At 45.0% G+C, this 24,959-nt stretch carries 21 protein-coding genes and 2 pseudogenes; 17 read left to right on the forward strand and 6 right to left on the reverse strand.

What is annotated here, in order from left to right; all coding sequences use genetic code 11:
- Positions 1-11: 11 nt before the first annotated feature.
- Genes ACTNCK_RS02930 through ACTNCK_RS02965 form a run of 8 tightly spaced genes read left to right on the forward strand, consistent with a single transcriptional unit; the run spans position 12 to position 13,259 of the window.
- Positions 12-2,018, forward strand: a complete 2,007-nt coding sequence (locus ACTNCK_RS02930; RefSeq protein ID WP_441080866.1) for a type I restriction-modification system subunit M — start codon at positions 12-14, stop codon at positions 2,016-2,018.
- A complete protein-coding gene (locus ACTNCK_RS02935) occupies positions 2,018-3,367 on the forward strand; it encodes a restriction endonuclease subunit S (protein ID WP_441080867.1) in 1,350 nt (449 codons plus the stop codon). Before ACTNCK_RS02930 ends, ACTNCK_RS02935 begins: the two co-directional genes overlap by 1 nt.
- Positions 3,368-3,369: 2 nt before the next feature.
- Positions 3,370-6,429, forward strand: a complete 3,060-nt coding sequence (locus tag ACTNCK_RS02940; RefSeq protein WP_441080868.1) for a type I restriction endonuclease subunit R — start codon at positions 3,370-3,372, stop codon at positions 6,427-6,429.
- 21 nt (positions 6,430-6,450) lie between these two features.
- Entirely contained in the window at positions 6,451-7,377 is a 927-nt protein-coding gene (locus ACTNCK_RS02945; RefSeq protein ID WP_441080869.1) for a HamA C-terminal domain-containing protein, read from the forward strand.
- Positions 7,374-10,082: a DEAD/DEAH box helicase gene (locus ACTNCK_RS02950; RefSeq protein ID WP_441080870.1), complete on the forward strand. Its 2,709-nt coding sequence runs from the start codon at positions 7,374-7,376 to the stop codon at positions 10,080-10,082. The genes ACTNCK_RS02945 and ACTNCK_RS02950 overlap by 4 nt, the downstream gene beginning before the upstream one ends.
- A 5-nt stretch (positions 10,083-10,087) precedes the next feature.
- Entirely contained in the window at positions 10,088-11,866 is a 1,779-nt protein-coding gene (locus tag ACTNCK_RS02955) for a GmrSD restriction endonuclease domain-containing protein (RefSeq protein ID WP_441080871.1), read from the forward strand.
- Positions 11,867-11,890: 24 nt separating this feature from the next.
- Positions 11,891-12,316 (forward strand): SMI1/KNR4 family protein, encoded by a 426-nt coding sequence (locus ACTNCK_RS02960; RefSeq protein ID WP_441080873.1) that lies wholly within the window; start codon positions 11,891-11,893, stop codon positions 12,314-12,316.
- 4 nt (positions 12,317-12,320) lie between these two features.
- Complete coding sequence (locus tag ACTNCK_RS02965; protein WP_441080874.1) at positions 12,321-13,259, forward strand: teneurin-3; 939 nt, start codon at positions 12,321-12,323, stop codon at positions 13,257-13,259.
- 601 nt (positions 13,260-13,860) lie between these two features.
- Here ACTNCK_RS02965 and ACTNCK_RS02970 read toward each other — a convergent pair.
- A complete protein-coding gene (locus ACTNCK_RS02970) occupies positions 13,861-14,337 on the reverse strand; it encodes a pyridoxamine 5'-phosphate oxidase family protein (protein ID WP_320807686.1) in 477 nt (158 codons plus the stop codon).
- Positions 14,338-14,345: 8 nt separating this feature from the next.
- The gene (locus ACTNCK_RS02975) at positions 14,346-14,666 is read right to left on the reverse strand and encodes a DMT family transporter (protein ID WP_441080875.1); all 321 of its coding nucleotides are present in this window, start codon (positions 14,664-14,666) and stop codon (positions 14,346-14,348) included.
- A 355-nt stretch (positions 14,667-15,021) separates the two neighbouring features.
- Between ACTNCK_RS02975 and ACTNCK_RS02980 the strand changes: the two genes are divergently transcribed.
- From ACTNCK_RS02980 to ACTNCK_RS02990, 3 genes and pseudogenes are all read left to right on the forward strand, one after another.
- Positions 15,022-15,183 (forward strand): hypothetical protein, encoded by a 162-nt coding sequence (locus ACTNCK_RS02980; RefSeq protein ID WP_441080877.1) that lies wholly within the window; start codon positions 15,022-15,024, stop codon positions 15,181-15,183.
- 98 nt (positions 15,184-15,281) lie between these two features.
- The gene (locus tag ACTNCK_RS02985) at positions 15,282-15,539 is read left to right on the forward strand and encodes an AbrB/MazE/SpoVT family DNA-binding domain-containing protein (protein WP_441080879.1); all 258 of its coding nucleotides are present in this window, start codon (positions 15,282-15,284) and stop codon (positions 15,537-15,539) included.
- A gap of 154 nt (positions 15,540-15,693) precedes the next feature.
- Positions 15,694-16,023 (forward strand): annotated as a pseudogene (locus tag ACTNCK_RS02990) (virulence RhuM family protein); the annotation flags it as partial.
- A gap of 76 nt (positions 16,024-16,099) precedes the next feature.
- Here ACTNCK_RS02990 and ACTNCK_RS02995 read toward each other — a convergent pair.
- The 4 genes from ACTNCK_RS02995 to ACTNCK_RS03010 all read right to left on the reverse strand — a co-directional run bounded on the left by ACTNCK_RS02995 (position 16,100) and on the right by ACTNCK_RS03010 (position 20,052).
- A complete protein-coding gene (locus ACTNCK_RS02995) occupies positions 16,100-17,806 on the reverse strand; it encodes a methyl-accepting chemotaxis protein (RefSeq protein WP_441080881.1) in 1,707 nt (568 codons plus the stop codon).
- An 11-nt stretch (positions 17,807-17,817) separates the two neighbouring features.
- A complete protein-coding gene (locus ACTNCK_RS03000) occupies positions 17,818-19,008 on the reverse strand; it encodes a BMP family ABC transporter substrate-binding protein (protein ID WP_441080882.1) in 1,191 nt (396 codons plus the stop codon).
- Between the two features lie 303 nt (positions 19,009-19,311).
- Complete coding sequence (locus tag ACTNCK_RS03005; RefSeq protein ID WP_441080883.1) at positions 19,312-19,503, reverse strand: helix-turn-helix transcriptional regulator; 192 nt, start codon at positions 19,501-19,503, stop codon at positions 19,312-19,314.
- 24 nt (positions 19,504-19,527) lie between these two features.
- A complete protein-coding gene (locus tag ACTNCK_RS03010; protein WP_441080884.1) occupies positions 19,528-20,052 on the reverse strand; it encodes a hypothetical protein in 525 nt (174 codons plus the stop codon).
- Positions 20,053-20,634: 582 nt separating this feature from the next.
- On the opposite strand from ACTNCK_RS03010, the gene ACTNCK_RS03015 reads away from it, so the two are divergent.
- The 6 genes and pseudogenes from ACTNCK_RS03015 to ACTNCK_RS03040 all read left to right on the forward strand — a co-directional run bounded on the left by ACTNCK_RS03015 (position 20,635) and on the right by ACTNCK_RS03040 (position 24,868).
- Entirely contained in the window at positions 20,635-20,892 is a 258-nt protein-coding gene (locus ACTNCK_RS03015) for a type II toxin-antitoxin system RelE/ParE family toxin (RefSeq protein WP_441080885.1), read from the forward strand.
- Positions 20,889-21,182 carry a helix-turn-helix domain-containing protein gene (locus tag ACTNCK_RS03020; RefSeq protein WP_441080886.1) on the forward strand — a complete coding sequence of 98 codons (294 nt, stop codon included), beginning with the start codon at positions 20,889-20,891 and terminating at the stop codon, positions 21,180-21,182. Before ACTNCK_RS03015 ends, ACTNCK_RS03020 begins: the two co-directional genes overlap by 4 nt.
- Before the next feature lie 80 nt (positions 21,183-21,262).
- On the forward strand, positions 21,263-21,973 hold the full coding sequence (locus ACTNCK_RS03025; protein ID WP_441080887.1) for a B3/B4 domain-containing protein: 711 nt from the start codon (positions 21,263-21,265) through the stop codon (positions 21,971-21,973).
- Between the two features lie 249 nt (positions 21,974-22,222).
- A pseudogene (locus ACTNCK_RS03030) lies at positions 22,223-22,498 on the forward strand (DUF1016 N-terminal domain-containing protein); the annotation flags it as partial.
- 593 nt (positions 22,499-23,091) lie between these two features.
- Positions 23,092-24,600 carry an N-6 DNA methylase gene (locus ACTNCK_RS03035; protein WP_441080888.1) on the forward strand — a complete coding sequence of 503 codons (1,509 nt, stop codon included), beginning with the start codon at positions 23,092-23,094 and terminating at the stop codon, positions 24,598-24,600.
- A complete protein-coding gene (locus ACTNCK_RS03040) occupies positions 24,590-24,868 on the forward strand; it encodes a hypothetical protein (protein WP_441080889.1) in 279 nt (92 codons plus the stop codon). The genes ACTNCK_RS03035 and ACTNCK_RS03040 overlap by 11 nt, the downstream gene beginning before the upstream one ends.
- The last annotated feature ends 91 nt before the right edge of the window (positions 24,869-24,959 follow it).

Here is a 24,959-nt window from a genome sequence, read left to right on the forward strand (position 1 = left end):
GGAAAATTGTAATGGACAATCAGGTTCACAATCAGATAGTGAGTTTTATATGGGGAATCGCAGACGACTGCCTGCGCGACGTGTATGTGCGCGGTAAGTATCGTGACGTCATTCTCCCGATGACGGTAATCCGTCGTCTGGATGCCATGCTGGAAGAAACGAAACCGGCAGTGTTGGCAATGAAGAAACAGCTGGACGCTGCAAAAATCGATAACCAGTGGCCTGCGCTGTGCAATGCGGCGGGACAGGCTTTCTGCAATGCGTCTCCCTTCCTTCTGAAGGACTTGACCAGCCGCTCCAAAGCACAGACTTTGAAGGCAGACTTTAAAGCTTATCTTGACGGCTTCTCTCCAAATGTTCAGGTGATTCTGGATAAATTTAAGTTCCGCAATCAGATCGACACGATGGTGGATGCGGATATTCTTGGTGCGGTCATTGAGAAGTTCACATCGTCTGATATCAACCTGAGCCCGAATCCGATTTATAAAGATGAAGCGAAGACGATCCTCAAACATCCCGGCCTCGATAATCATGGTATGGGTACCATCTTTGAGGAACTGATTCGTAAGTTTAATGAAGAGAACAACGAGGAAGCCGGAGAACACTGGACACCTCGTGATGTTGTCGAACTCATGGCAGACCTTGTGTTCATGCCGATTGCCGACAAGATTAAAGATGCTTCCTATTCCTGCTATGACGGAGCCTGCGGTACGGGAGGTATGCTCACCGTCGCTCAGGACAGACTTCTGACGCTGGCCAAGAGGCGCGGCAAGGAAGTCGCCATCCATCTTTTCGGACAGGAAATCAATCCGGAAACTTATGCGATCTGTACTGCGGATATGTTGCTGAAAGGTGACGGCGAGGAGGCCGAGCACATTATGTACGGTTCCACGCTTTCTGATGATCAGCATGCATCCCGCCAGTTTGATTTCATGCTATCAAATCCGCCTTACGGAAAGAGCTGGAAGACCGATGCCGAGAAGATGGGCGGCAAGAAGGAAATCCTCGATACACGTTTTAACACTTATCTTGAAAACGGCGACACTATGACGATGATCCCGCGCACCAGTGACGGGCAGCTTCTGTTCCTTCTTAATAATGTTGCAAAGATGAAAAAAGACACTGAGCTCGGCAGCCGTATTGCGGAGGTACATAATGGCTCGTCAATTTTTACAGGCGATGCTGGAAGTGGTGAGAGCAATGCACGTCGCTATCTGATTGAAAACGATCTGGTAGAGGCCATAATCGCTGTGCCTGAGAATATGTTCTACAACACGGGCATAGGTACATTCATTTGGATTCTTTCAAACAAGAAGGAAGAGCGTCGCAAGGGTAAGATCCAGCTGATTGACGCCACGGCAATGAAATCACCGCTTCGCAAGAACATGGGTAAAAAGAACTGCGAGTTTACACCTGAAATCCGTAAAGAGATCGTTCGCCTTTTCCTTGAAATGGAAGAGAATGATGTCAGTATGATCTTTGACAATGATGAGTTTGCTTATTGGACAATCACAGTTGAGAGACCGCTTCGATTGCGCGTATATCCTGAAAGAGAGATTCCGGCTGATACATTTAAAAAGGCTGATGAACTCGCGACGGTCAAAAAGGCAATTGCATCTGTTCCGGCAGGCACTCCGCTTGATGACTGGACAGCCTTTGCCGCTGCAACAAAACTGAAGAAGGGACAACTAAATAAGATCCGCCCGCTTATCACAGAGAAAGATCCGACAGCTCAACCTATTGAAGGTGAAGCAGATGCCGATCTGCGCGATACGGAAAACGTGCCATTCACATATGAAGGTGGAATCGATGCATTCATGAAGAATGAAGTGTTGACATATGCACCAGATGCCTTCGTAGACGAAAAGAAAACCATCGAGGGATATGAGATTAGCTTTACTAAGTATTTTTATAAGCCGGTAGAACTGCGTGAAATGAGTGATATTTTGGAGAGCTTATCTGCTCTTGAGAAAGACGCTGATGGCGTTCTGGCAGAGATAATGGGAGGGCAAATGTGATGCAAGAATATGCTGATTACACTTCCGTTCCAACTGCTTGGCTGACAGAATTGCCTTCACATTGGGACTGCAAAAAAATAGGTTCTCTATTTTCGGAAAGAAAAACAAAAGTATCAGACAAAGATTTTCAACCTTTATCGGTAGCAAAAATAGGTGTTGTTCCACAGCTCGAAACAGCGGTTAAGACAGACGCCGGAGATAATCGAAAGCTGGTACGTGCAGGAGATTTTGTAATTAACAGTCGCTCTGACCGAAAAGGTTCATGTGGCGTGTCTGAATTAGACGGATCAGTTTCGCTTATAAATATTGTTCTGACACCAAGAAGCCAGTGGAATGCGAAATATGTTCATTACTTAATGAGAAGCCAGCCTTTTTCCGAAGAATATTATAGGTACGGTCGAGGAATAGTATCGGATCTTTGGACAACGCGGTTTAGCGAGATGAAAAACATTCTTTTGCCAATCCCGTCTCGTTCTGAACAAGACCAAATTGTCCGCTTCCTTGATTGGAAAGTTTCGATGATTAATCGCCTAATCAATACAAAGCGGAAAGAAATAAAAGCTGTCGATGCAATGAAACGCTCGATGGTTAGTAGTGCGGTTACCCGTGGACTTAATCCGGGAACACCAATGAAATTCAGTGGTGTTAAGTGGTTGGGAGACATTCCTGAACACTGGGAAACAATTAAACTTAGGCAGCTTCTTCATCCGGTGAGTATAAAGAACCATCCTGAATTGCCGTTGCTGTCCGTTGTGCGTGAACAGGGTGTCATTGTTCGTGACGTTACAGACAAAGAGGCGAATCATAACTATATTCCGGAAGACCTCAGTGGCTACAAGATGGTGAAAAAAGGTCAGTTTGCTATGAATAAAATGAAGGCATGGCAAGGCTCTTATGGAATTTCAGATTACACAGGCATTGTAAGCCCGGCCTATTTCATCTTTGATGTTTCATTTGACAACTTGGAGTATTTTCATTATGCCATCAGGAGCAAGGTCTATGTAAATTTCTTCGCGCAGGCATCAGATGGTATTCGAGTCGGGCAGTGGGATCTGCAAATGGATAAGATGAAGGAAATCCCTTTCATCGTTCCTCCTGCAGACGAACAGGTAGCCATCGTCGAATACATCAAACAAACATTACCTCGGTATGATGTTGCCATTGAAAAACTCACTGCTGAGGTAGAAACACTTGAAGAATACAAAGCAAAACTAATCGCCGATGTTGTCACCGGTAAGATAGATGTTCGTGATATAGAAATACCGGATTATGAGTTCGTGGATGAGGATGCTGATTCCGATTCGGATAGCGAGGAAGACGTAGAGGAAACCGAAGAACAGGAGGATTGACAATGGCTTTTACCAACACAAAGGAAAGCGGCCTTGAATCCTTAATCGTGAAGTGGCTGGTTGAGCAGAACGGGTACGAAGAAGGAACAAACGCTGACTATAACAAAGAATATGCTGTCGACGAGACGCGCCTGTTCCGGTTCCTGCAGGATACGCAGCCAAAGGAAATGGACAAGCTGGGTGTGTTCACTTCTGATACAAAGAAGCGGCAGTTTCTGAACCGCCTGTCCGGAGAGATCGCTAAACGAGGCATCATTGATGTACTGCGCAATGGTGTGAAGGTTTATCCGGCAGATCTCATCATGTTCTATCTGACGCCGACTGAAAATAACGAGCAGGCCAGAATCATGTATGAGAAGAACATCTTCAGTGCGACACGGCAACTGCGCTATTCACAGGATGCCGGGAAGCTGGCTCTGGATGTCTGCTTGTTTATCAATGGCCTCCCGGTTATCACAATGGAACTGAAGAACCAGCTGACAAAGCAGAATACCGAAAATGCTGTGCGCCAGTATAAGGAAGATAGGGATTTTCATGATCTGCTGTTCTCCTTTAAGCGCTGCATGGTTCATTTTGCTGTGGATGATGCTACGATTCAGTTCTGTACAAAGCTCGCTGGGAAGGATAGCTGGTTCCTGCCGTTCAATAAAGGCTACAACGATGGCGCAGGAAATCCGCCGAATCCAGACGGCCTTATGACAGACTACCTTTGGAAGGACATCCTTACCAAGAGAAAACTGTCTCGCATTATAGAAAACTACGCGCAGGTCATCGAAGAGGTGGACGAGGATACCAAGAAGAAGTCCATCAAACAGATCTGGCCTCGTTACCATCAGCTCGACTGTGTGGAGAAGCTACTGGCCGATGTGCAGGAGAACGGTGTCGGCAAACGTTATCTGATCCAGCATAGCGCCGGAAGCGGTAAATCAAACTCCATTGCATGGTTGGCACATCAGCTAATAGGACTTGAAAAAGACGGACATCCGATGATTGATTCCGTCCTTGTGGTTACTGACCGCCGTATTCTGGATAAACAGATCCGCAATACGATCAAGCAGTTCATGCAGGTCAAAAACACCGTAACATGGGCAGAACATTCCGGTGATTTGCGCAAGGCCATACAGGATGGCAAGCGCATCATTATATCTACAATAGAAAAGTTCCCGTACATCATATCTGAGATCGGGCAGGAACATAAGAACAACAAGTTCGCCATCATCATCGACGAGGCGCATTCCGGCCAGAGTGGACGAAACTCCGCGAATATGAATCTGGCGCTTTCCGGCCTTGCCACAGATGATGATGCGGACAACGAGGATAAGATCAATGCCATGATGGAGGGGCGCAAGCTCGTCTCCTCTGCCAGCTACTTTGCTTTCACAGCTACTCCGAAGAACAAGACCGAGGAGATGTTCGGTGTTGCTTATGAGGAGGACGGTGAAATTAAGCATCGCCCGTTCCATGTCTATACGATGAAGCAGGCCATTCAGGAGGGCTTCATTCTTGATGTGCTTCGGAACTATACAACCATCGACAGCTGGTACAAGATCATGAAAACTGTCGAGGACGATCCAATGTTTGACAAGAAGCGTGCGCAGAAGAAGCTGCGTGCCTTTGTCGAGGGTAATCCGGACGTTATCGCTAAAAAGGCAGCTATGATGGTGGAGCATTTCCATGAGCAGGTAGTCGCTAAGAAGAAGATCGGCGGCAAAGCGCGTGCAATGGTGGTTACCGCCAGCATTCCGAGATGTATCGAATACTACTACGCTATTAACAAGTGCCTCGCAGACAGGCATAGTCCTTATAAGACAATCGTGGCCTTTTCCGGCGAACATAAATATAACGGTCAGGAACCGGCATTGACGTCGGCTGCCATGAATGGATTCCCGGATGCCAAGATTCCGAAGGAGTTCAAAAAAGATCCGTATAGGATACTTATCGTTGCTGACATGTTCCAGACCGGCTTCGACGAGCCGCTGCTGCAGACAATGTATGTGGACAAGCCACTCTATGATATTGCTGCGGTACAGACACTTTCCCGCTTGAACAGAGCATATCCCGGCAAGGATGAAGTATATGTTTTGGACTTTGCCAACAAGACCTCTGTGATTGAGGAGGCGTTCTCGAAGTTCTACAGAACAACGATTCTTTCCGGGGAAACCGATCCCAACAAGCTGTACGATTTGATCACCATTATGGAGGAGTATCAGGTCTACGATGACAGCGATGTTGAAAAGCTGGTAGACCTATTCCTGAGTGGAGCGGAGCGTGATCGCCTCGATCCGATTCTGGATGCTTGCACAGCTGTATATAAACAGCTCGAACTTGACGATCAGATTAAGTTTAAGAGCGCTGCTAAATCGTTCGTGCGAACATATGGCTTCCTTGGTGCAATTCTTCCTTATGGAAATGTTGACTGGGAGAAGCTGTCGATTTTCCTGAACTTGCTGATACCGAAACTTCCGTCGCCTCGTGACGATGATCTTTCGGAAGGTATCCTTCAGACGATAGACCTGAGCAGCTACAGGAATGAAGCGCAAGAGGCCATTGCTATTAAGCTGGAGGATGCTGATGCAGAAATTGCGCCGGTACCTGCAGGCAAGGTAGGCCATATCGTTGAGCCGGAAATGGATCTGCTTTCCAAGATCATCATGGACTTCAACGACATGTTTGGAAATATAAACTGGAACGATGCAGATAATGTGCAGCGTCAGATTCTGGCCATCCCGGAGATGGTGTCAAAGGATAAGAAATATCAGAATGCCATGAAGAACTCTGATGCGCAGGAGGCGCGTACCGAAAGCGAGCGTGCTCTGCAGGCGGTTATCTTCTCTATCATGGCGGACAACATGGAGCTCTTCAAGCAGTTTCAAGACAATCCGTCGTTCAAGAAATGGCTTTCTGATTTGGTGTTTAACCTTACCTACAATCCGGAGGGCAAGGAGTACGTGATGCCGGGTGCGGAGCGGAAGTCTGTTACTTACGATTTTAATCCGCAGCAGGATTTGATGATGGTAGCTGAAGATCCGGCACCCTATGGTGAAAAGAAAGATGACGACTAATTACAGGGAGGTGTATGGGCATTGGAACTCACAAAAACTGTAAAGGATAAAACTTTTGATGATTACTTTACAGAGGTCGATCACAGCGAAAGCATCAGTGAAGATCGACCGGGTTCAATGCGCCTTTTTTACCTCAATGTCAGAAGCGGCAAAATCAAGATAGCTGATCTTGAGAAATTCACAATGCTGAACATTGGCCGCTATGTATTTTCGCGGGCAAAGCAGGAACAGTATGAAAAGGCCGGAAATCTTGATGCAGTCATGCAGCAGGCTCTTCGTATTATGCGTAAACGAGGTGCAGCTGATGCCAAGGGCACTGGAAATGAGCTCGGCGAGATTATGATTTATGCTTTCCTTGAGGAGAAGTTAAAAGCATATAAGCTACTCAGCAAAATCGAGCTAAGTACGGATGCCGCGCAATATTTGAGTGAGGCTGATGGTATCCATTTCCTGTGTTCTGATGGTACCAGCGGATCGTATAACCAGATGGTATTCGGTGCTTCAAATATCGTCGGAGAGATTAAGGATGCCATAGATCAGGCTTTTGAGATCATCAAGAAGATCAGTGCCCATGAGGATGACGAGGTTTATATGATTGAAAAGACCGTCCTCGACCGTTTTTATGATGAAGATGATCTGGCAGTCTTGAAAGAGTATGTTGTACCAGAGGAAGGAAAGAAGGCCAAGTACGCAATATCTTATGGCGTATTCTTGGGATACAATTTCGGCATTCTTCCTTCAGGCCGTAGCGATGATGAATTGCTGGATATTATGCAGGAGAAGCTGGAACAGGACGCACAGCAACACGCTGCATACATCTCGCAGAAAATAAAGGACTGCGGGCTGGAAAACCATGCGTTCTATTTTTACCTGCTTCCGCTGAATGATGCGGAGGCTGAAAAGAAAACGATAATGCAGCACGTATTGGATGGAGATGTTGACCTATGAGCGGTGAAAAGAGAACACTCGGTGCCGCCATATTTGCCGACATCGAAGATAACGAATACTTGAATAAGATTCATGAGAAGGTGCTGTATAACTATGCCCTGCGACTGCTTCAACTTACCAAGAAGGAACCACTGCCTTTCGACCAGAAGGAGAAGCGTGATGCGTTGCGTTTCGCTGATCTGCTATCGAAGTCCAATGATCCTGAAAAGGCAAATGCTCATAAAATCTGGGCGCAGGAAATTGTAATCCTCTTGAATGAGCTTTACCCGGAGGACACGCTGATTAAGCTTTATGCCGGAGATGTCTTTTCAAGCATAGGAAACCACAAAGGTATAGAACACATTAATTCCGAATATCAGGACATTACTGCGCTGGAGAGGTTCTTCTCTGAATTTAGGAATGACTATCTTACGATTCCCGCCGAACCGGATGAGAAGTTTTTTGCTGCTCAGAAAACAGCCTATGATCATTTGACCGATGATTGTTTCAGCTATTCTGCTCCAACTTCTATGGGAAAGTCCTTCATCATGCGGATGTTTATCAAGAATGAGGTCATCCACGGCGCACAGAAAAACTATGCTCTGATTGTGCCGACAAAGGCACTCATAAACGAAGTCCGTGGCAAAGTTATTGATGACCTTGGTGAAAACGGAAACCTTGAGAAAATCAATTACCTCGACCGCTGCAATTATCGTGTGGTAACTGCGGCCAGTGATATTGCATTGGAGGAGGAGCACAATTATATCTTCGTTCTTACACCGGAACGTTTGCTGTATCTGTTGATCAGTCAGCCGAAGGTACAGATAGACTACCTGTTTATCGATGAGGCACATAAATTGTCCGGCAAGAACAGCCGTGCTCCGTTTTACTACAAGGTTGTGGATATGCTTTTGAAACGAGAGCCTAAGCCACACTTTATCTTTGCCTCTCCGAACATTCCGAATCCGCAGGTTTATCTCCGGATGATGACAGATATAGAGGCTGGTGATGATAGCAAACTGGCAATTACATACTCACCAGTCGTTCAGGTAAAGTTCCTTGTAGATCTGAAGAATCACGAAATTCAGGTTTATAACGAGCATAACGGAAAACGTATTCACGTTGCGAATATACGCGACCGTGGCGGCAGAAATGCTAACCTTACAGATATTCTGCTGAAATTTGAAAAAATGAATAAAGGCCTGCCGGAAGATATGCGAAAGCAGACAATCGTCTACTTCAACGGCAGAAATAAGGCAATCGATGCTGCTCGGAGATTTTCTGACGCACTTGGGTATGACGGCATTAAGAATGATCCTTTGCTGGAAACGCTGTCTAAGGACATCCGTCAGGAAGTTCATGGGGACTATTTCCTTGCCGATATGATTCGCAAGGGCATCGCTTACCATATAGGCTATCTTCCTGCTTCGATTCGGGCAAGGATAGAAACGCTGTTTCAGGAAGGGCATATAACGATTATGTTCTGCACCAGCACTTTGCTGGAGGGCGTTAATTTGCCTGCAGACAATCTTTTCATTACAGACAATAAGATATTCCGCAGTGAGATGGAGCCGGTCGATTTCAGAAACCTGATAGGCCGTGTCGGCAGAATCAGTTTCAATCTTTTCGGGAATGTATATTTTGTTACCGATGAAGAAGAAACAGTAAAGGCCGATGACTATGTCAGGATGCTGCAGGAGAAGGTGCCGGAACAGGTGCTTTCCATCGCTACGAATCCGAAGGTTCTCAAGAAGGTTGAGAAGAAGTATGTAGCTGACATTCTTAAAAGTGGTAGCTCTGTAATCCCACAGCGTGTTAATGAGAATGGCGATCCTCTTCAGTCAGAAGAGTCCTATATCATGATGCGTAAGTTTGGCCTTATTCTGCTCAGAGATATTGTTGAAGATAAGGATACGCTTGTGCGTCGAGAGTTCAAGCCATTCCTGACAGACGAGGATGAAAAGAAAATCCGCGATAAATTCAAGAATACAGAGACAATCCCGGACGACGACATAAACACATCTGTTGACCAGACAAAACGTCTCATTATGGCTATAAAAAATAATGATCTGCGTTATCCGGATGTGAAGGATGGATATTTCAGACACGACGTGGTTTTGGAGTTTTTGAAGAAACTGAGCAATGTTTTCCAGTGGAAAATATATGAATCAAGCACACTTGGCAAGGATAGTCTTCTGAGCTGGTACGCGGTTATCCTCTGTGAATGGATGGAAGGAAACGGCCTGAACTACATCATGCGGGCAGCCTTGAAGCACCATCGTGAGAAACCGGATGACTTCTGGATCAACAGATATACCAAGGGCGTGTATGACGATACCTCATTAATCCATCGCAATATTGTTTTTGCTGATACGTTGGAAGTGATCGAAAATGTCATCTTGTTTAGCATATCGAACTACTTCCTGCGATTTTCAAATGAGTTCCGGCGCATAAAGGGCGATGATGAGCTGGACGCCAATAACTGGTATGAATACGTGGAATATGGCACCACAAATCCGCTGACGATCCTTTTGCAGAGAAATGGATTCTCTCGTGAGTCTGCGCGATTTATCAAGGAAAATCCGGAGTATGTCGTGAAGGACGGCAGCACCGGGAAGTTAAAACTGAAGGCCTCGTTATCAAAGTGTGGTCGAACCAGCGTGGAGAACGAAGTCGAATATATCCGGCAGAATGTTCCGGGAATCTTTGTGGGCGAGGAGGACTAAGACACATGGGAAAAGAATTATTTGATAACATTCCGAGCAAGGTCGGCGATCTGCTCAGTGATGTAAAGAACGGCAAGGTTGGCCTTCCGGATCTTCAGAGACCATTTGTTTGGAAGGATAGCAAGGCACGAGATTTGTTGGATTCAATGCTGAAAGGATATCCGATAGGATACATCATGCTTTGGCAGTCGCCTGATGGGTATGAAACCGTAAACCATATCGGTACCAATGACAAGACATACATCCAGCCGGATTATCTTGTGATCGATGGACAGCAGCGTTTGACAGCTCTTTTAGCTGCTATATCCGGGATTAAGGTTAAGGACAAGAACTATTCTGAGCGGCAGATTCGTATTGCCTTCAATCCTCTTACTCGCGAGTTTGCAGTTTGGACAGAAGCCTATGAGCGCAATCCAGAATGGATCAGTGGAATCAGTGCCGTGTTTGAAGCAGATGCAAACCACGACGTTCCGAAGTTTCGGAGACAATTCATCAAGGACTGTAATGCCGGAAGAGAGAAAAACGGGAAAGACCTCCTGACTGATGAAGAAGAGGAAGCAATCGAAACAAATCTGAATGACCTGCTCAATCTTTCCATATATACATTACCGACGCTCCGCATTAATGCAAAGGCGACTGAGGAGGATGTGGCAGAGGTCTTTGTGCGTGTTAACTCAGGTGGACAGAAACTGACGGAGAAGAACTTCATAGAAACGCTTCTCGCAGTTTATGATAACGATGTACATGACAAGATTGATAAGTTCTGCGCCGAGTCGCGTATACCGAAAGATGGCACATCCTACAACTTTATACTGAAGGCAGACCCATCCCATCTGATACGTATGGCGGTTGCAGTAGGCTTCCGTCGTGCGCGACTTCGTTATGCATACATGCTCATGAGAGGTAAAAACCTCGAAACTGGTGTTGTAACAAAAGAAGAGATGGACGCAAATCTCACTAAGTTTAAGAACGCACTGGATGAGGTTACAAACCTGAATAACTGGCATGCATTCATGGGGTTGTTTGCTGATGCTGGATATGTGAACGGTAGCATTGTTGCATCTACAAACGCAGTTGTGTTCTGCTATGTCCTTTATCTAATAGGAAAATACGATTATAAGGTTCAGCCGATTGCGCTTCAGAAGGTCATCAAAAAGTGGATATTCATGTCAACAATAACTTACTTCTATACCGGTTCCACAGAGTCTGAGGTTGAAAAACAGTTTGCTGATTTGAGAAATGTACATACGGCTGATGAGTTCGTTTCTTATCTGGACGGAGTGATTTCCACAAGATTTTCCGATGATTATTTCAACCTTACACTTCCTTCCGACCTCATGAGTGCAGCGGCAACATCACCTGCATGGTTCGGGTACATTGCTGCTCTTAATGTTTTAGGAACTCCTATGCTGTTTAGCACTACTACACTCGCAGCAAAACTCCTGCCGGGAGCCAGCGGAGATAAGAAAGCAATCGATAAGCACCATATATTCCCGAAGAATTACCTGACCGGAATCGGATATACAAGTGACCGTGACCGAAACCAGATAGCGAACTTCACATATCTGGATTACAACACAAACATCGACATTTCTGATGATCCGCCAGCTGAGTATGTTGACAGATATCGTCAGAAACTTGGTGAGGAAGGGTACAAAAAGACCTGTGCTGATAATGCACTGCCTGTTGATTTTGAGAAGATGTCGTACCCGGATTTCCTTGAGCAGCGTAGAAAGCTTATGGCCGGTATTGTGAAGAAAGCCTATCAGAAACTCTGCGAGTGATCAGTAACATAAAGGAGTTAGTGTATGATTTCAGAAGAATTAAAAGCTATCATTGATAAGCTGAATGAACAAGGCAAAATGATTTTTCTTGAAGGAGCAACTGAAGAACAGATTACTCAGTTCGAGAAAGACCATGAAATTGAATTCCCTGAAAAGTATAAAGAATGGTTGCAGTATTCCGATGGTGGCGAGTTGTTTCTTCCCGCTGGAGTGCAGTTTTATGGTGTAGCGCATAAGCCAATAATCGATGTAGATGAAAATGATAGGCCTGATGAAAAATATATTGTTATTGGTGCTTTAGCTTCAGGAGATCCAGTATTATGTGAGAAGTCAGGCGAGAAAATTTCAATATATGATCACGAAACTGGAAGTGTCGATGATGAGTTGATCTATGATGATTTTTATGCTTTCTTGAATGACCTTTATGACTTGCTTGGTATAGGAGAGTGAGCCTATGTCAAAAACGAGTATAAAGGAAAGAAACAAGGCAATAAGGCTTGCTTGGGAAAGAGAGCAAAAATTAGTCGCTGAAGGCAAAGGAACACGGGACTGGTCGCAGGAACAGCAAAAGGACATCCTTGATCCCAATATAGGAAAAGCCAAGGACGACAATGGACGCTCCTATGAAGGTCAGCACATGAAGAGTGCTGCTGAGTATCCGGAATACCAAGGTGATCCGGATAACATACAGTTTCTTACAAGGGATGAACATCTGGCGGCTCATAAAGGTAGTTGGCAAAATTCGACAAATTGGTACTATAATCCGGATACTAAAGAGTTCATTGATTTTGGAGAGAATAAACCTATTCCTTGCGAAGCTATTTATCTTAGTGAGCCGGTGCGCAGTCCTGTTATTGACAGTCAAAATAAAGGTGACGATTTAAAAAAACAGTCCAAAGCGGAGGCAGAGTCTACAGAGAGCGTGAAGCCTTCACGGCGGGAGGATACAGGGCATCACTCAGAAACCAAATCCCAAAGCAAAACTACGGTACCTCCACCAGAAGTATACGAAAGCTTTGGAGATAAGGTTCTCCGCGCAGTTGATGCTGTTAAAGGATTTAGTGAAAGGCATCCTATTTTGACTGGAATAGTGAAATGGGGCGGGATTGCTGCGGCAGCAATCACAACAGCGGCTGTAGCGAACAACAGCTCAGGTGGAGGCGGATCTTCTGGAGATAGCGGATCTGATACTTCATCTTCAGATTTGTTTGATGATTACAGCGGACAAGCAGATGATAGTGATGATTACAGTGATTCATCTGGTTCAAGAGATTATCCGGATGAACGTTCATCACCACGGGAACATGATGTGTCTGGATACGATCGTCAACAGAATGGAAAGACTGTGCATGTAAATCCATATAAACGTGGTGGAAGACACGATGATGATTAGAGTTGAGGCGATGGGATTTCAGACCTGTTCCCTCAGAGCGAAGTCTTGAAGCGGTCGGCAAATCTGTGCGTTTGCATATTATAGGTATGAGCAAGGTCTTTGACCTGTTTCCGAGAACGTACAAGGGTAAAAATCGGTGTGCTTTAAGGGAAAAACACGCTTTGATAAATTCCCGCGAACGACCGCTAAAATCTGACATCAATCTGGAGCAATCGAGCCACGTGGAGACGGTAGTATTGATGTCTCGCGTATTAAATGAGCGGTGCTGAAATAGTGTATCGGTGACGGCGACCGCTTGAGGACGCAAAGTCATCCGATACGCTATTTCAATAGCGCGAACGCGCGGATGAGCATGGAGCGAAGCGGAATGCGAATCGGCACCGCTCATGAAAAATAAGACGAGGCCGGAACCTGCTGAAATAGTGTATCGGTGACGGCGGCCGCTTGAGGACGCAAAGTCATCCGATACGCTATTTCAATAGCGCGAACGCGCGGATGAGCATGGAGCGAAGCGGAATGCGAATCGGCACCGCTCATGAAAAATAAGATGAGGCCGTAACGGCAATATCATTCCTGCCCGGAATTATTCAGCAGACACTATTTATGATTCATTAACCAGCTTCCCTGTCATATGCTCAGGAATGAGTTCAAGGCACTGTACTCTCGGCAGAGCATTTTTCAATTCCTTTTGTAAATACTCTTCATCATCCGTGAACTTTTTTGTGAGATTAGTACAGATTTTTATTGCAGTATCCTCATCCTCAACAAGCTTGATTCTGCCAAATACAATTACGCTGTTAATATTTAAAGCCCAATCGTCGTCTTTCCGATAGCCTTCATCCCATGTACAGAAGCTTACTTTATCACAAGCCTTAATTGCATCAATCTTGTGACCTTCCTTAGCCCCATGAAAATAGATTTTCCCATCCTCTTCACAATACCACTGGTTAATGGGCAAACCATACGGATAACCATCCTCACCAATAAGGGATAGTACACCGCGCTTTGCATTTTTCAGCACCTCAATGCACTGTTCATCTGTAATCTGTTGCTTAAATCTTCTCATCTTTCTAAACATAGTTCACCTTAATCCTTTGTTAATATTTTTAATCCGACAATTCCAACTACAATTAAAATAACACATATAACCTGTGGAACTGACAATTTTTCATTAAAAAGAAAAATCCCAAGCAGCGTAGTCCCCACGATTCCCATGCCTGTCCACATAGCATAAGCTGTTCCCAAAGGAAGCTGCCTAAGTGCGATCGACAAAAACACAGCACTGGCTATATACCCCACACAGGTAATAATTGATGGGATCAGCACAGTAAATCCGTTAGACATTTTCATTGTTACCGCCCATGTTATTTCAAGAGCTCCTGCAATTAACAGATAGATCCATTTCATTAGAGAACCTCCATATAATAAAATACGCCATTCCCCTACCTGCTAAGACCTAACGGTAAAGGAATGACGTTAATCCCACTACCCGGTAGCAATGGGCGCCTTCTATAATCAACTGTCCTGATATTACTTAATAATATCGGATAATATCGGTTCTGTCAATCTGCAGCTCTACCATGCCAGTGCTTTACATTGGCACCTTTTTTTCAGCTTCGATAAGATTATAAGGTGTCTGAAAGCCCTCAGATAGTAAGTTATAATTAAAAATGTCCGCATCCCCAGGGGAAGAGTTTTATTCATCCCCGAACGAGATGGGGGTAAGCATTAAAATTCGTATCCGACAGATTAAAATGGCAGTTTGAACGGATTTTCAACCAGAATCCCGATCTGTGGACACAAAGGATTTGTTGCAGATAAAGTGACGGATGATGACAACTATATGCTTACTATGGCGGCTGTTGTTTTGGCTGATAATGAGCCGGAGGATAACGAGTTTCTTGATTTTTCTTTTGGAATGTAAGAATCCCAGAAAAAGAGATTGATAATTTCTGGAAAACTGCATATAATTAAATTGTAAGGAAAGTAAGGAATGTATTACCGATTGAAGGAGGTTTTTATATGGAATTAGCAAAAGTAACATCAAAAGGACAGGTAACGATACCTATTGAAATTCGTAAAAAGCTTGGAATTAAGAATGGTGACAAGGTTTTATTTATGGAGGATTCCGGAAGAATTTATATGATGAATTCATCTATGGATGCACTGCGTGAAGCACAGAGAGCATTTGCCGGAGAGGCAGAAAAAGCCGGTCTAAAAAATGATGATGATGTAATGGCAATGATAAAAGAGCTCAGAGAAGAAAGTGTGGTGAAGTAGATGAGGATTATATTAGAGCATAGGTGAAGCAGAAACATGGAATCATAGAGCGTGAAAACTATAATAAGCCTAAATTAGAGAACAGTAGACAACCGGGATTTCCGGAGGAAAAGGTTAAGGCTATTGAGGAAGCTTTGAAACACTTTAAGATGAAATAGAAGATGATACAGTGTGATTGACACAACAACAGATGTCAGAGTTATTTCAAACTTCGCGAACAAATATAGTAGGACATATTAAGCATATTTATGAGGAGGGTGAATTAGACGAAATTTCAACCTGTCGGAATTTCCGACAGGTTTGAAAAGAAGGAAATTGTGAGGTGACAAGGCAGATTCCTTAATATAATCTTGATATGATAATATCTCTTGGATACCGTATCAAATCAGTGATTGCAACAAGATTCAGGCAGTGGGCAACAAAGCGGATAAAAGAATATATGATTAAGGGATTTACGATAGATGACGAGCGTTTGAAAGGAAATAGAGAAAGTGAAAGGACGCTGCCGATTGGCTGTGTCCTTTCTTTGGAACAAAACAGATTCTCTTTGCGAACAATGTCTAAATCTGGAAATTGCTGATATTTTGTGCGAGCATATCGGCGGTATTCCGAAGGTTTTCCGTAGAATTTTCGATATTGCGGAAACTGTCTGCCATCTCTGACATAGCCGTATTGGTCTGGCTTGTGCCATCCGCATTCTGCTGGGCGATGTCGGACAGCGTTTCGATAATGGCGATGATCTCGTTTCGCGCCTTCTCAAGTTCCGTTGTCTTTTGCTCAATGCTTCGAATGCGCTCCACAGAAGCATCGAGTTCGGTGATCACACCGCTTACGGCAGAGGAAGTGTTTTCAATATACTGATTCTGCTGGTCGATAACGGTACGTGTGCGTTCCATGGTTTCAACCACTTTCTCGGAATTGGCAATCAGTGTATTGACAATTTCCGCAATATTGCCACTGGCGGTATCCGATTGTTCCGCAAGCTTCTGGATTTCTGTCGCGACAACGGCAAACCCACGTCCGGCTTCACCGGCGCGGGCGGCTTCGATACTGGCATTTAATGATAACAGATTCGTTTGTGCCGCAATCTCTGAGATAAATTGGGTCGCGGACTGAATATTCTGTGCAGAAGTGTTTGTCTGGTTGGTCTGGTCAGCGATAACAGAGATTGCATTTTTTACTTCTTCACTGATCTGTTTTAATTCTTTAATTGTGACAGATGCTTTGTCGCTGGCTTCTTTCATGGTGTCGGCACTCTCGTTTAACTCATCTGCGGCAAGTCCCGTTTCGGTAATCAGATTTCCCATGATCTGCACATTGGCAGAGGCGTTCTGTGCATCCGTTGCCTGCTGGGTTGCACCGTCTGTAATGTTGGCCACCGTTGTCTGCATTGTATGGATGCCGGTATAGGTTTCATGGGAGGTCTGCTCAAGCATGTCGGACGAATCCACAAGCAGAGAAGTACTTTCCTTGATGCCGCCGATAATTTTTAAAAGTTCCGTCTGCAGATTTTCAACTGCGCGGGAGAGATCACCGATTTCATCGGATCGCTTCAAAGCCTTGCGGTCGATGGCTGCATGCAGATTACCGGAAGATACTTCCTGAACACTCTGAATGCTTCGGCGAAGTGCGCGCGTAATAGAGGTTGTGCACTTCTGTACGATAATAATGCAGACGACCATGGCTACAATCACGATTGCAATGATTGTGTTGAGAATCCGCATAATACTGTCGTGCGTCGGCTTCTTCCTGGCACCGGCAAATATCATGCCGATCGGTGCCGAAGCATCGTCTTTCTGGTAGACCGGTGTGTAGTATCCGTAGTAGATGGTTCCATTGATGGATACGTTGGAACTGAAGAAATCTTCACCGTTTTTCAGTACGATTTCTGTGATTTTTTTCCCGGCAGGGCTTCCAAGAATACGCTTTCCATCGGAGTCCAAGGCGGAGGTCATGATTCGTTTGTCTCCGTAAAAGAAGGTGACGTCCATTCCGGATTTTGCTTTAATTGTATCGACAAGATTTTCAGACTGCGAGATGTTGTAGCTTCCCTTCCAGATGTCACCGTTGGTTGACTCTAAGTAGGAGCCGGCATTCTGATCATAGGCGGCTAAGGTTGCAACCGCAGTACCTTTCAGTGAGTTCTCTACCTGCCCGAGGATCGCATTCTGTACAAGTGTTGCTGCCAGTGTGATAATGATCCCGCCGAGAAGAAGTAAGGGAATGAGGGAACAAAACAGGATTTTTTTTCGTATGGTTAATTTCATATGCGCCTCCTCTACTCAACGACAACAACGTTGCGGTAATACCAGTTGATTCCACCGGTAATCGTAGCGTCATCGAGTGTCGAGCCTTCTGAACCGATTGTATCTCCGGTGTTGGTTTCCAGAACACCATCAAAGACATTGTTTTCTCCGCTTAAGATTGCAGCAGTGGCTTCGTCAACCTTTTCCTGCGTACCTTCAGCGGCAAAACCGGCAAGGTTTGTGATTCCGACAAGTCCTTCTGCCATACCGCCGTAATAGTTGCTTCCATCCCAGGTTCCGTTCATAACGCTTTTGACTGCGGAAGTATAGTATGCGCTCCAATTCCAGATAACGCTGGTAAGGCAGGAGTCAGGGGTCTCTTTACTCATATCTGAGTTATAGCCGATACCATATACACCGCGATCCTGTGCGAGTGTCTGTGGATAAGGGGTATCACAGTGTTGTGCCATCACATCACATCCCATATCAAGAAGCTGCTCGGAAGCCGCTTTTTCCTTATCCGGATCGTACCAGCTGTTCGTGACAGCAACATAGATTCTGGCATCCGGATTGACCGATTCCACACCAATGGCAAAAGCATCGATGCCTCCGGTTACTTCGGAGTTGGAAGAATCCTGAGCTGCGACATAGCCGATCTTATTACTTTTGGTATTCATTCCGGCAATAATACCACTAAGGTAACGCGCCTGATAGATGCGGCCAAAATAGTTGTTAAAATTCTTTCCATTGGACAGATTGCCGGTTCCATGGGAAAAATATATGTCCGGATATTGTTCCGCCATCTCGGAGGTTGCTTCCATGTATCCCCAGCTCGTGGTAAAGATGATCTTGCATCCGTCGTCGATACATTCCTTTATGGCTTTTTCTGTTGCGGCAGCGTCGCCGTCATCTACGATCTTGCGTTCAATCTGGTCGGAATGCAGACCAAGATTTTCCTGCATCCCCTGAATTCCGAGATCGTGGGTATAGGAATAGCCACTTCCCTCGGATGGATCCGAGATATAGAGAACTCCTACTTTCATATCGTCTTTGGAAATCTTGGTCTGTTTGGAATCCGATGCCTTGGCAGACGCTTCGGTAGAAGTATAGCCTTTATTGGTAGCATAGTCATCGGGGGTCTTGGTTGAGCTGCCTGCGCAGCCGGTCAATACCGCAGCGATTAAGAGAAATGCGGTACAGTTACAAAGTATCTTTTGCCTCATTCTGCCTACCTCCTACAAGTATGTCTTAAGAATATTTTAGCAAAATGTCATAAGAAATCAATAAAATAAGACAAAAAAATAGCAAAATTGTGAAAAAACAGACAGCCTTTCGACCACAAACCTGGTACATAGATTCATTGGAAATAATTGTTGTTACATCGAAATACTTTGAAGTGTCGATACTAGGTGCTCCGGATCCGGAAAATGCTAAAAGGCATTGTAGACCATGCAGCAGTCAGATTTCTGCTGCAATGGTCCATTGACATTATGCTGTAGAAACAATTTCCCCGATATATGGTTTCTTTATTCCCAGAAGAGATCATTCAAAGTCTTATCCAGTGCCTTGCAGATACTGATGCAGAGTTGAATGGTAGGATTATAATCTCCCTTTTCAATCGCATTGATGGTCTGGCGGCTAACCCCAACCAGATCCGCGAGCTGCTGCTGGGACAGGTCCTTGGCTGCTCGAGCTGATTTTAGATTTAGATTCTTCATACTGATTTTCCTTTCTCTCGCAGCTTATTCTGCGTCTCTCTTATCGATGATAAGCTTAAGGCCCTGCATGCAGAGGAAAACTAGGAAGAAGGCTGCCAATACAAAAGGAAGTCCACCATCGAAACTAATTCTACCATTTTCGATCACTTTTCCATCCATGATCTTACTGATTGCCTGGGCAAGGAAGAAAACAACCAGCGCTCCCCAGCAGACGATCATGCTCTTATGTCCATGCTGCTTATATCCCCAGTATGCATCCTTGAAGATGCAGTAGCCTGAAAGTACAAGCCCGGATAGGAAGAAGATCGCTACCAGAACCAGCCCCGGCTCGATAAAGCGTTCTGCAATACCTTCAAAGCAGATTGCATATACAAATGTAAGTAAGCCTGCTGTAACATATGCGTATTTGTAACCACGTCCTCTGATGGCTGCCTGGCGCTCATCATAAGCAGTATCGCCCTCTCTCTTTCTCTTCAGCAACATCACGACTACCAGTAATACAAGTACTCCCAGGAAACCACTCATAAATCCTATTCTGTATGCATCCATAACGATTACCTCCATCTTTTCTTTCTATAAAACTTTCACTTAATATTGTTTACTGCTTTTCTCTCTTGTTCAGGCTAGTTCTCTTTATTGTCCTTTCTCTTCTAAGTATTTCTCAATGCCTACAATAATTACGATTCCAGGTCCTGCAACCAGCCCGGTACCAAGCTGATCACTTTGTGTCGTTTACTATTTACAAAATGTCATATATATTTGACATCGTTATAATATCATGCTCATTACTTTTTGTCAACTATATTTTACATAAAATCTATAATGTGGTGCGGACATTTTTTTAGACTGCGACACCTGAAGTGGTAAACTTATTTTAGACACGGAGGGGTTAATTTTTGGACACGGATCTTATATAATAAAGATAGAAAAGATCCATTTCTAAAACGCTTGTTCTCCTCTACTTGAACAGAGAGACAAAACGACTGGAAACAGGGCAACGGCATTAGAACGGGCGATACTGTATATATGTATGTGGCGTCTCCCGTCTCTGCCATCCTTTATAAGTGCAAGGTCACTAAAACGGATATTCCCTATGATTACCGTGACGATAACCTGACAATCACGGCTCTGATGAGGATAAGGCTGTTGAAACGCTATAAGCCGGGTAAATTTACCTTCGACAAACTGAAGAACGAGTATGGAATTTTTGAACTGCGATGCAAATTTGGAAGTGATATTACACGTACACTTTATTTTTTCTATGAAGGTGCTACGATTGTATTAACCAACGGGTTTGTAAAAAAGACGCAGAAAACGCCACTGGCTGAGATTCAGCTGGCAAAAGACAGAAGAAAAGATTATCTACGTAGGAAGGAGAATACCAAATGACACTTCAGGAATATAAAGCCGAGAAAATGAAGGATCCGGAATTTGCAAAAGCATATGAGGAAGTTCAGCCGGAAATGAATGTCATCCGGGCAATTATTGAGGCCAGAACCTCACAGCATCTTACACAGAAGGAATTATCGATAAAGACTGGAATAGACCAGGCAGAAATCAGCAAACTGGAGAATGGGACTAGAAACCCATCAATAAAGTTGCTGCAGAGATTAGCTGATGGCCTTGGAATGGTTCTGGATATTTCCTTCCGACCGAAGGAAGATGTAAAGAAAGCGTAATGCAAGGACGACATATGATGAAGAAAAACAAGATGAGTTAAGAGAGATTGTGAAAGCCAGAAAGTAGATATGAGGTGTCTATGGCTAAAAAATTTAATCCCGGATTTGGCGAGGAGAGATTACATATGAGATACGATTTGACTATCGATAAGGAATTGTTCAGTGTCTATCCGGAGATCCGACTGGGGCTTTTACGATTTTCTGCAGATGTGAAAGCGCCAGATGATCATTTCTGGGAGTATATGAATGCGGAAGTCCTGCCGCAGGTGAGAAGCGGCGTGGAAGGAAAGGCATGGAGTGAGATTCCTGGTATAAAGGGTAGTCGGGCTGCTTACAAGGCTTTTGGTAGAAACCCCGGCAGGTACAGAGTTTCATCCGAAGCGTTAATTCGCAGAGTTCGCCGTGGGGATGAACTGTACCATATCAATTCAGTTGTCGATGTAAATAACCTGATTTCTGTTAAAAGCGGTTTGTCTGTTGGGTCATATGATCTCGGACAGGTTCATGGAGCAATCAAGTTGCGTAAAGCGGACCATAGCGAAGGCTATACGGGCATTGGCAAGGATTTTCTTGATATGGAGAACATGATTGTATTAGCTGATGATGTTGGAATCTTCGGCTCATCCATGTCAGATTCTACGCGGGCGATGGTTACAGATTCTGCAACAGACATTCTTGTAGTCATCTATTGTTTTGAGGATGACATTGACCTTGACGCACTGCTTCGTGAAGCAGTAAGTGCATTTGGAAGGTTTGCTGGAGCAGAGGATGTAGAGCATTGGATTGTATAAATTCCAGTTTGCCGAGATGTAAAGGAATAATCGATGAAGCAGATACCAAACAAGGAGTATGAGGAATTTCAGAAGTTTCCTGGTACGGAATTTCACTTAAGGGCGGCGGAAACCAGCACGTTTGTGTCAATGACAGCGTAATATTTCACAGGCACCTCACTTTCTGGCTTCCGCTATTTCCGCATCAATTTCTTCAAGCGAATAGCATAAATATAAGCAGATGAAAACAAATGATTACAAAGCTACTATTCCTTTTATCGGGAATTCCCAGAGATTTTTCAGACAGTGTCTGGAAAATCTGAAAGGTTGCTTTCCTGGTCACATTATACCGTTCTTCTGCAGGTTAAAGATCATCAGGCTAGAGACTGGTATGAAAATGAAGCGCATCAGGAAGGCTGGAGTGTCCGGACGCTTCAGCGGAATGTATCTTCTCAGTATTATTATCGGATGCTGAAGACGCAGCGGCCGGAAGCAGTGAAACAGGAAATGCAGATGCTGACATCTTGTAGATTTATGTATGTTTGACGCATCTGAAATTCGATACTGTTGATTTGTTTATAAAGAATTCGTATAATTAATTCTAGAGATCTGTCTTTTGTTGTCTTCAGGGCCCGTTCGATCAACTGACCTTATTGTCGGGGATGCGTTAGGTACCAGGGAACAGAAAAACGGCACGAATCGGGTACCGCAAGTACAGAATCAGATACCGGACGGGTATCAGGGAGGTGAGCACTATCAGGAGCAACGAGTTTCTCAAGAATCTGTACAGGTATCTGGATAATCAGAGGAATCAGGGAACCTACGTCATATAGTTCTTAAATGCAGCGGGAAGCCGCTACTTCAAGATGCCTCTCTCATATGCAAATTCTCGTATCTACAGAAGGCGGTCTAGAACGGATGATCAAGAAACGATATGGGTTCTTAAATGATGTGAAGTAATAAGCATGGATAGCTTTATAGAAGGGTGAAAGTTAAGGCGGCAACGTGAACACTGACGTTCTCTTCTCTGAATATGTGTAGCCCTCAACTTCGAGGTCTCTGACATTTTGGAGACAGTTGAGGATGAAGAGCCGGCAGTGAAAGCAATAAAGAAAACGGGAAACGAGGAGTAATAACAAATGGCGGAAAAGACGAATGCCAATATTGGCTTTGAGAAACAGATATGGGATGCGGCATGCGTCCTGTGGGGACATATCCCGGCGGCAGAATACAGGAAGGTTATCATAGGCCTTATCTTCCTGCGCTACATTTCGGCGGCGTTCGAGGCGCAGTACAAAAAGCTGGTCGAGGATGGCGACGGGTTTGAGGATGATCCGGACGCCTATCTGATGGACAACATCTTCTTCGTTCCGAAGGAGGCTCGCTGGGAGACGATCGCCGCTGCAGCGCACACGCCGGAGATCGGAACAGTCATCGATAAGGCGATGCGCGCTATCGAAGACGACAACAAGAGCCTGAAGGGCGTGCTTCCGAAGAACTACGCTTCGCCGGATCTGGACAAGAAGGTTCTCGGCGATGTCGTGGACATCTTCACGAACAACATCGACATGTCGGATAGGCAGGCGAGCGAGGATCTGCTTGGGCGCACGTATGAGTACTGCATCGCACAGTTTGCGGAGAAGGAAGGCGTCGGCGGCGGTGAATTCTATACGCCGTCCAGTATCGTCAAAACCCTTGTGGCAATTTTGAAACCGGAACCAAACTCCCGGGTATACGATTGCTGTTGCGGAAGCGGCGGAATGTTTGTACAGAGTGAGCGATTCGCAGAGGGCCACAGCCATAATCGCGGCGTTATCTCCGTGTACGGGCAGGAGGCGAATCCGGACACTTGGAAGATGGCGAAGATGAACATGGCCATTCGTGGAATCGACGCGGACCTCGGGCCATACAATGCGGATACGTTTACGAACGACCTGCATCCGACCTTGAAGGCGGATTACATTCTCGCGAATCCTCCATTTAACTATCATCCGTGGGGACAGGAGGAACTGAAGGAAGACAAGCGCTGGAAGTACGGACTTCCGCCTGCGGGGAACGCCAACTATGCGTGGATTCAGCACATGATTTTTCATCTTGCGCCGAACGGAAAGATCGGTCTGGTGCTGGCGAACGGCGCACTCTCAACTCAATCCAGCGGTGAAGGGAAAATCCGTAAGAATATTATCAATGATGATCTGATTGAAGGCATTGTTGCTATGCCGACGCAGCTTTTCTATAGCGTCACGATTCCGGTCACACTCTGGTTCATCACGAAGAACAAAAAGCAGAAAGGCAAGACAGTTTTCATCGACGCCCGCAAGATGGGCCACATGGTCGATCGCAAGCACCGCGACTTCACCGACGAGGACATCCAAAAGCTGGCGGACACCTTCTCGGCTTTCCAGAACGGAACGCTCGAGGACGTGAAGGGCTTCTGTGCTGTTGCGACCACGCAGGACATTGCGAAGCAGGACTATATTCTGACTCCGGGACGGTATGTCGGTATCGAGGAGCAGGAGGACGACGGCGAGCCGTTCGAGGAGAAAATGAACCGCCTGACTTCAGAGCTTTCTGATATGTTCAAGAAGTCACATGAACTCGAGAATGAAATTAGGAAGAAGCTGGAGGCGATTGGGTATGAAATCTGAGTGGACAACAAGAAACATTTCTGACATCGCTGAGATCAATCCTCGTGAGTCTATAAGTAAGGGCTCGATTGCAAAGAAAACCCCTATGGATGCGCTCCAGCCTTTTACAAGAGATGTTCCTGGCTATCAGATGGAGAAATTCAAAGGTGGGACAAAGTTCAGGAACATGGATACGATCATGGCGAGAATTGCACCTTGCCTTGAGAATGGGAAAACCGCTCAGGTCAGATGTCTTGATAATGGAGAAGTGGTGCTAGAATATAAATAGTACAAGTTAAAGTGAGTTATTCCAAGGAATAAGACTATAATAGAGATAGTCCCAGGAGGAACTCACAATGGCTAGTAAACAACCTCAACAC

Source organism: Candidatus Weimeria sp. HCP3S3_B5 (assembly GCF_052064335.1).
Lineage (GTDB): Bacteria > Bacillota > Clostridia > Lachnospirales > Lachnospiraceae > Weimeria.

Coding starts and splice junctions, on each gene's coding strand:
- ACTNCK_RS02975 (WP_441080875.1), bottom strand. CDS start 14,666: ATGAAATGGATCTATCTGTTAATTGCAGGAGCTCTTGAAATAACATGG.
- ACTNCK_RS02930 (WP_441080866.1), top strand. CDS start 12: ATGGACAATCAGGTTCACAATCAGATAGTGAGTTTTATATGGGGAATC.
- ACTNCK_RS02940 (WP_441080868.1), top strand. CDS start 3,370: ATGGCTTTTACCAACACAAAGGAAAGCGGCCTTGAATCCTTAATCGTG.
- ACTNCK_RS02965 (WP_441080874.1), top strand. CDS start 12,321: ATGTCAAAAACGAGTATAAAGGAAAGAAACAAGGCAATAAGGCTTGCT.
- ACTNCK_RS03040 (WP_441080889.1), top strand. CDS start 24,590: ATGAAATCTGAGTGGACAACAAGAAACATTTCTGACATCGCTGAGATC.
- ACTNCK_RS03035 (WP_441080888.1), top strand. CDS start 23,092: ATGGCGGAAAAGACGAATGCCAATATTGGCTTTGAGAAACAGATATGG.
- ACTNCK_RS03020 (WP_441080886.1), top strand. CDS start 20,889: ATGACACTTCAGGAATATAAAGCCGAGAAAATGAAGGATCCGGAATTT.
- ACTNCK_RS02955 (WP_441080871.1), top strand. CDS start 10,088: ATGGGAAAAGAATTATTTGATAACATTCCGAGCAAGGTCGGCGATCTG.
- ACTNCK_RS02960 (WP_441080873.1), top strand. CDS start 11,891: ATGATTTCAGAAGAATTAAAAGCTATCATTGATAAGCTGAATGAACAA.
- ACTNCK_RS03000 (WP_441080882.1), bottom strand. CDS start 19,008: ATGAGGCAAAAGATACTTTGTAACTGTACCGCATTTCTCTTAATCGCT.
- ACTNCK_RS02950 (WP_441080870.1), top strand. CDS start 7,374: ATGAGCGGTGAAAAGAGAACACTCGGTGCCGCCATATTTGCCGACATC.
- ACTNCK_RS02985 (WP_441080879.1), top strand. CDS start 15,282: ATGGAATTAGCAAAAGTAACATCAAAAGGACAGGTAACGATACCTATT.
- ACTNCK_RS03005 (WP_441080883.1), bottom strand. CDS start 19,503: ATGAAGAATCTAAATCTAAAATCAGCTCGAGCAGCCAAGGACCTGTCC.
- ACTNCK_RS03025 (WP_441080887.1), top strand. CDS start 21,263: ATGGCTAAAAAATTTAATCCCGGATTTGGCGAGGAGAGATTACATATG.
- ACTNCK_RS02995 (WP_441080881.1), bottom strand. CDS start 17,806: ATGAAATTAACCATACGAAAAAAAATCCTGTTTTGTTCCCTCATTCCC.
- ACTNCK_RS03010 (WP_441080884.1), bottom strand. CDS start 20,052: ATGGATGCATACAGAATAGGATTTATGAGTGGTTTCCTGGGAGTACTT.
- ACTNCK_RS02935 (WP_441080867.1), top strand. CDS start 2,018: ATGCAAGAATATGCTGATTACACTTCCGTTCCAACTGCTTGGCTGACA.
- ACTNCK_RS02970 (WP_320807686.1), bottom strand. CDS start 14,337: ATGTTTAGAAAGATGAGAAGATTTAAGCAACAGATTACAGATGAACAG.
- ACTNCK_RS03015 (WP_441080885.1), top strand. CDS start 20,635: ATGAGGATAAGGCTGTTGAAACGCTATAAGCCGGGTAAATTTACCTTC.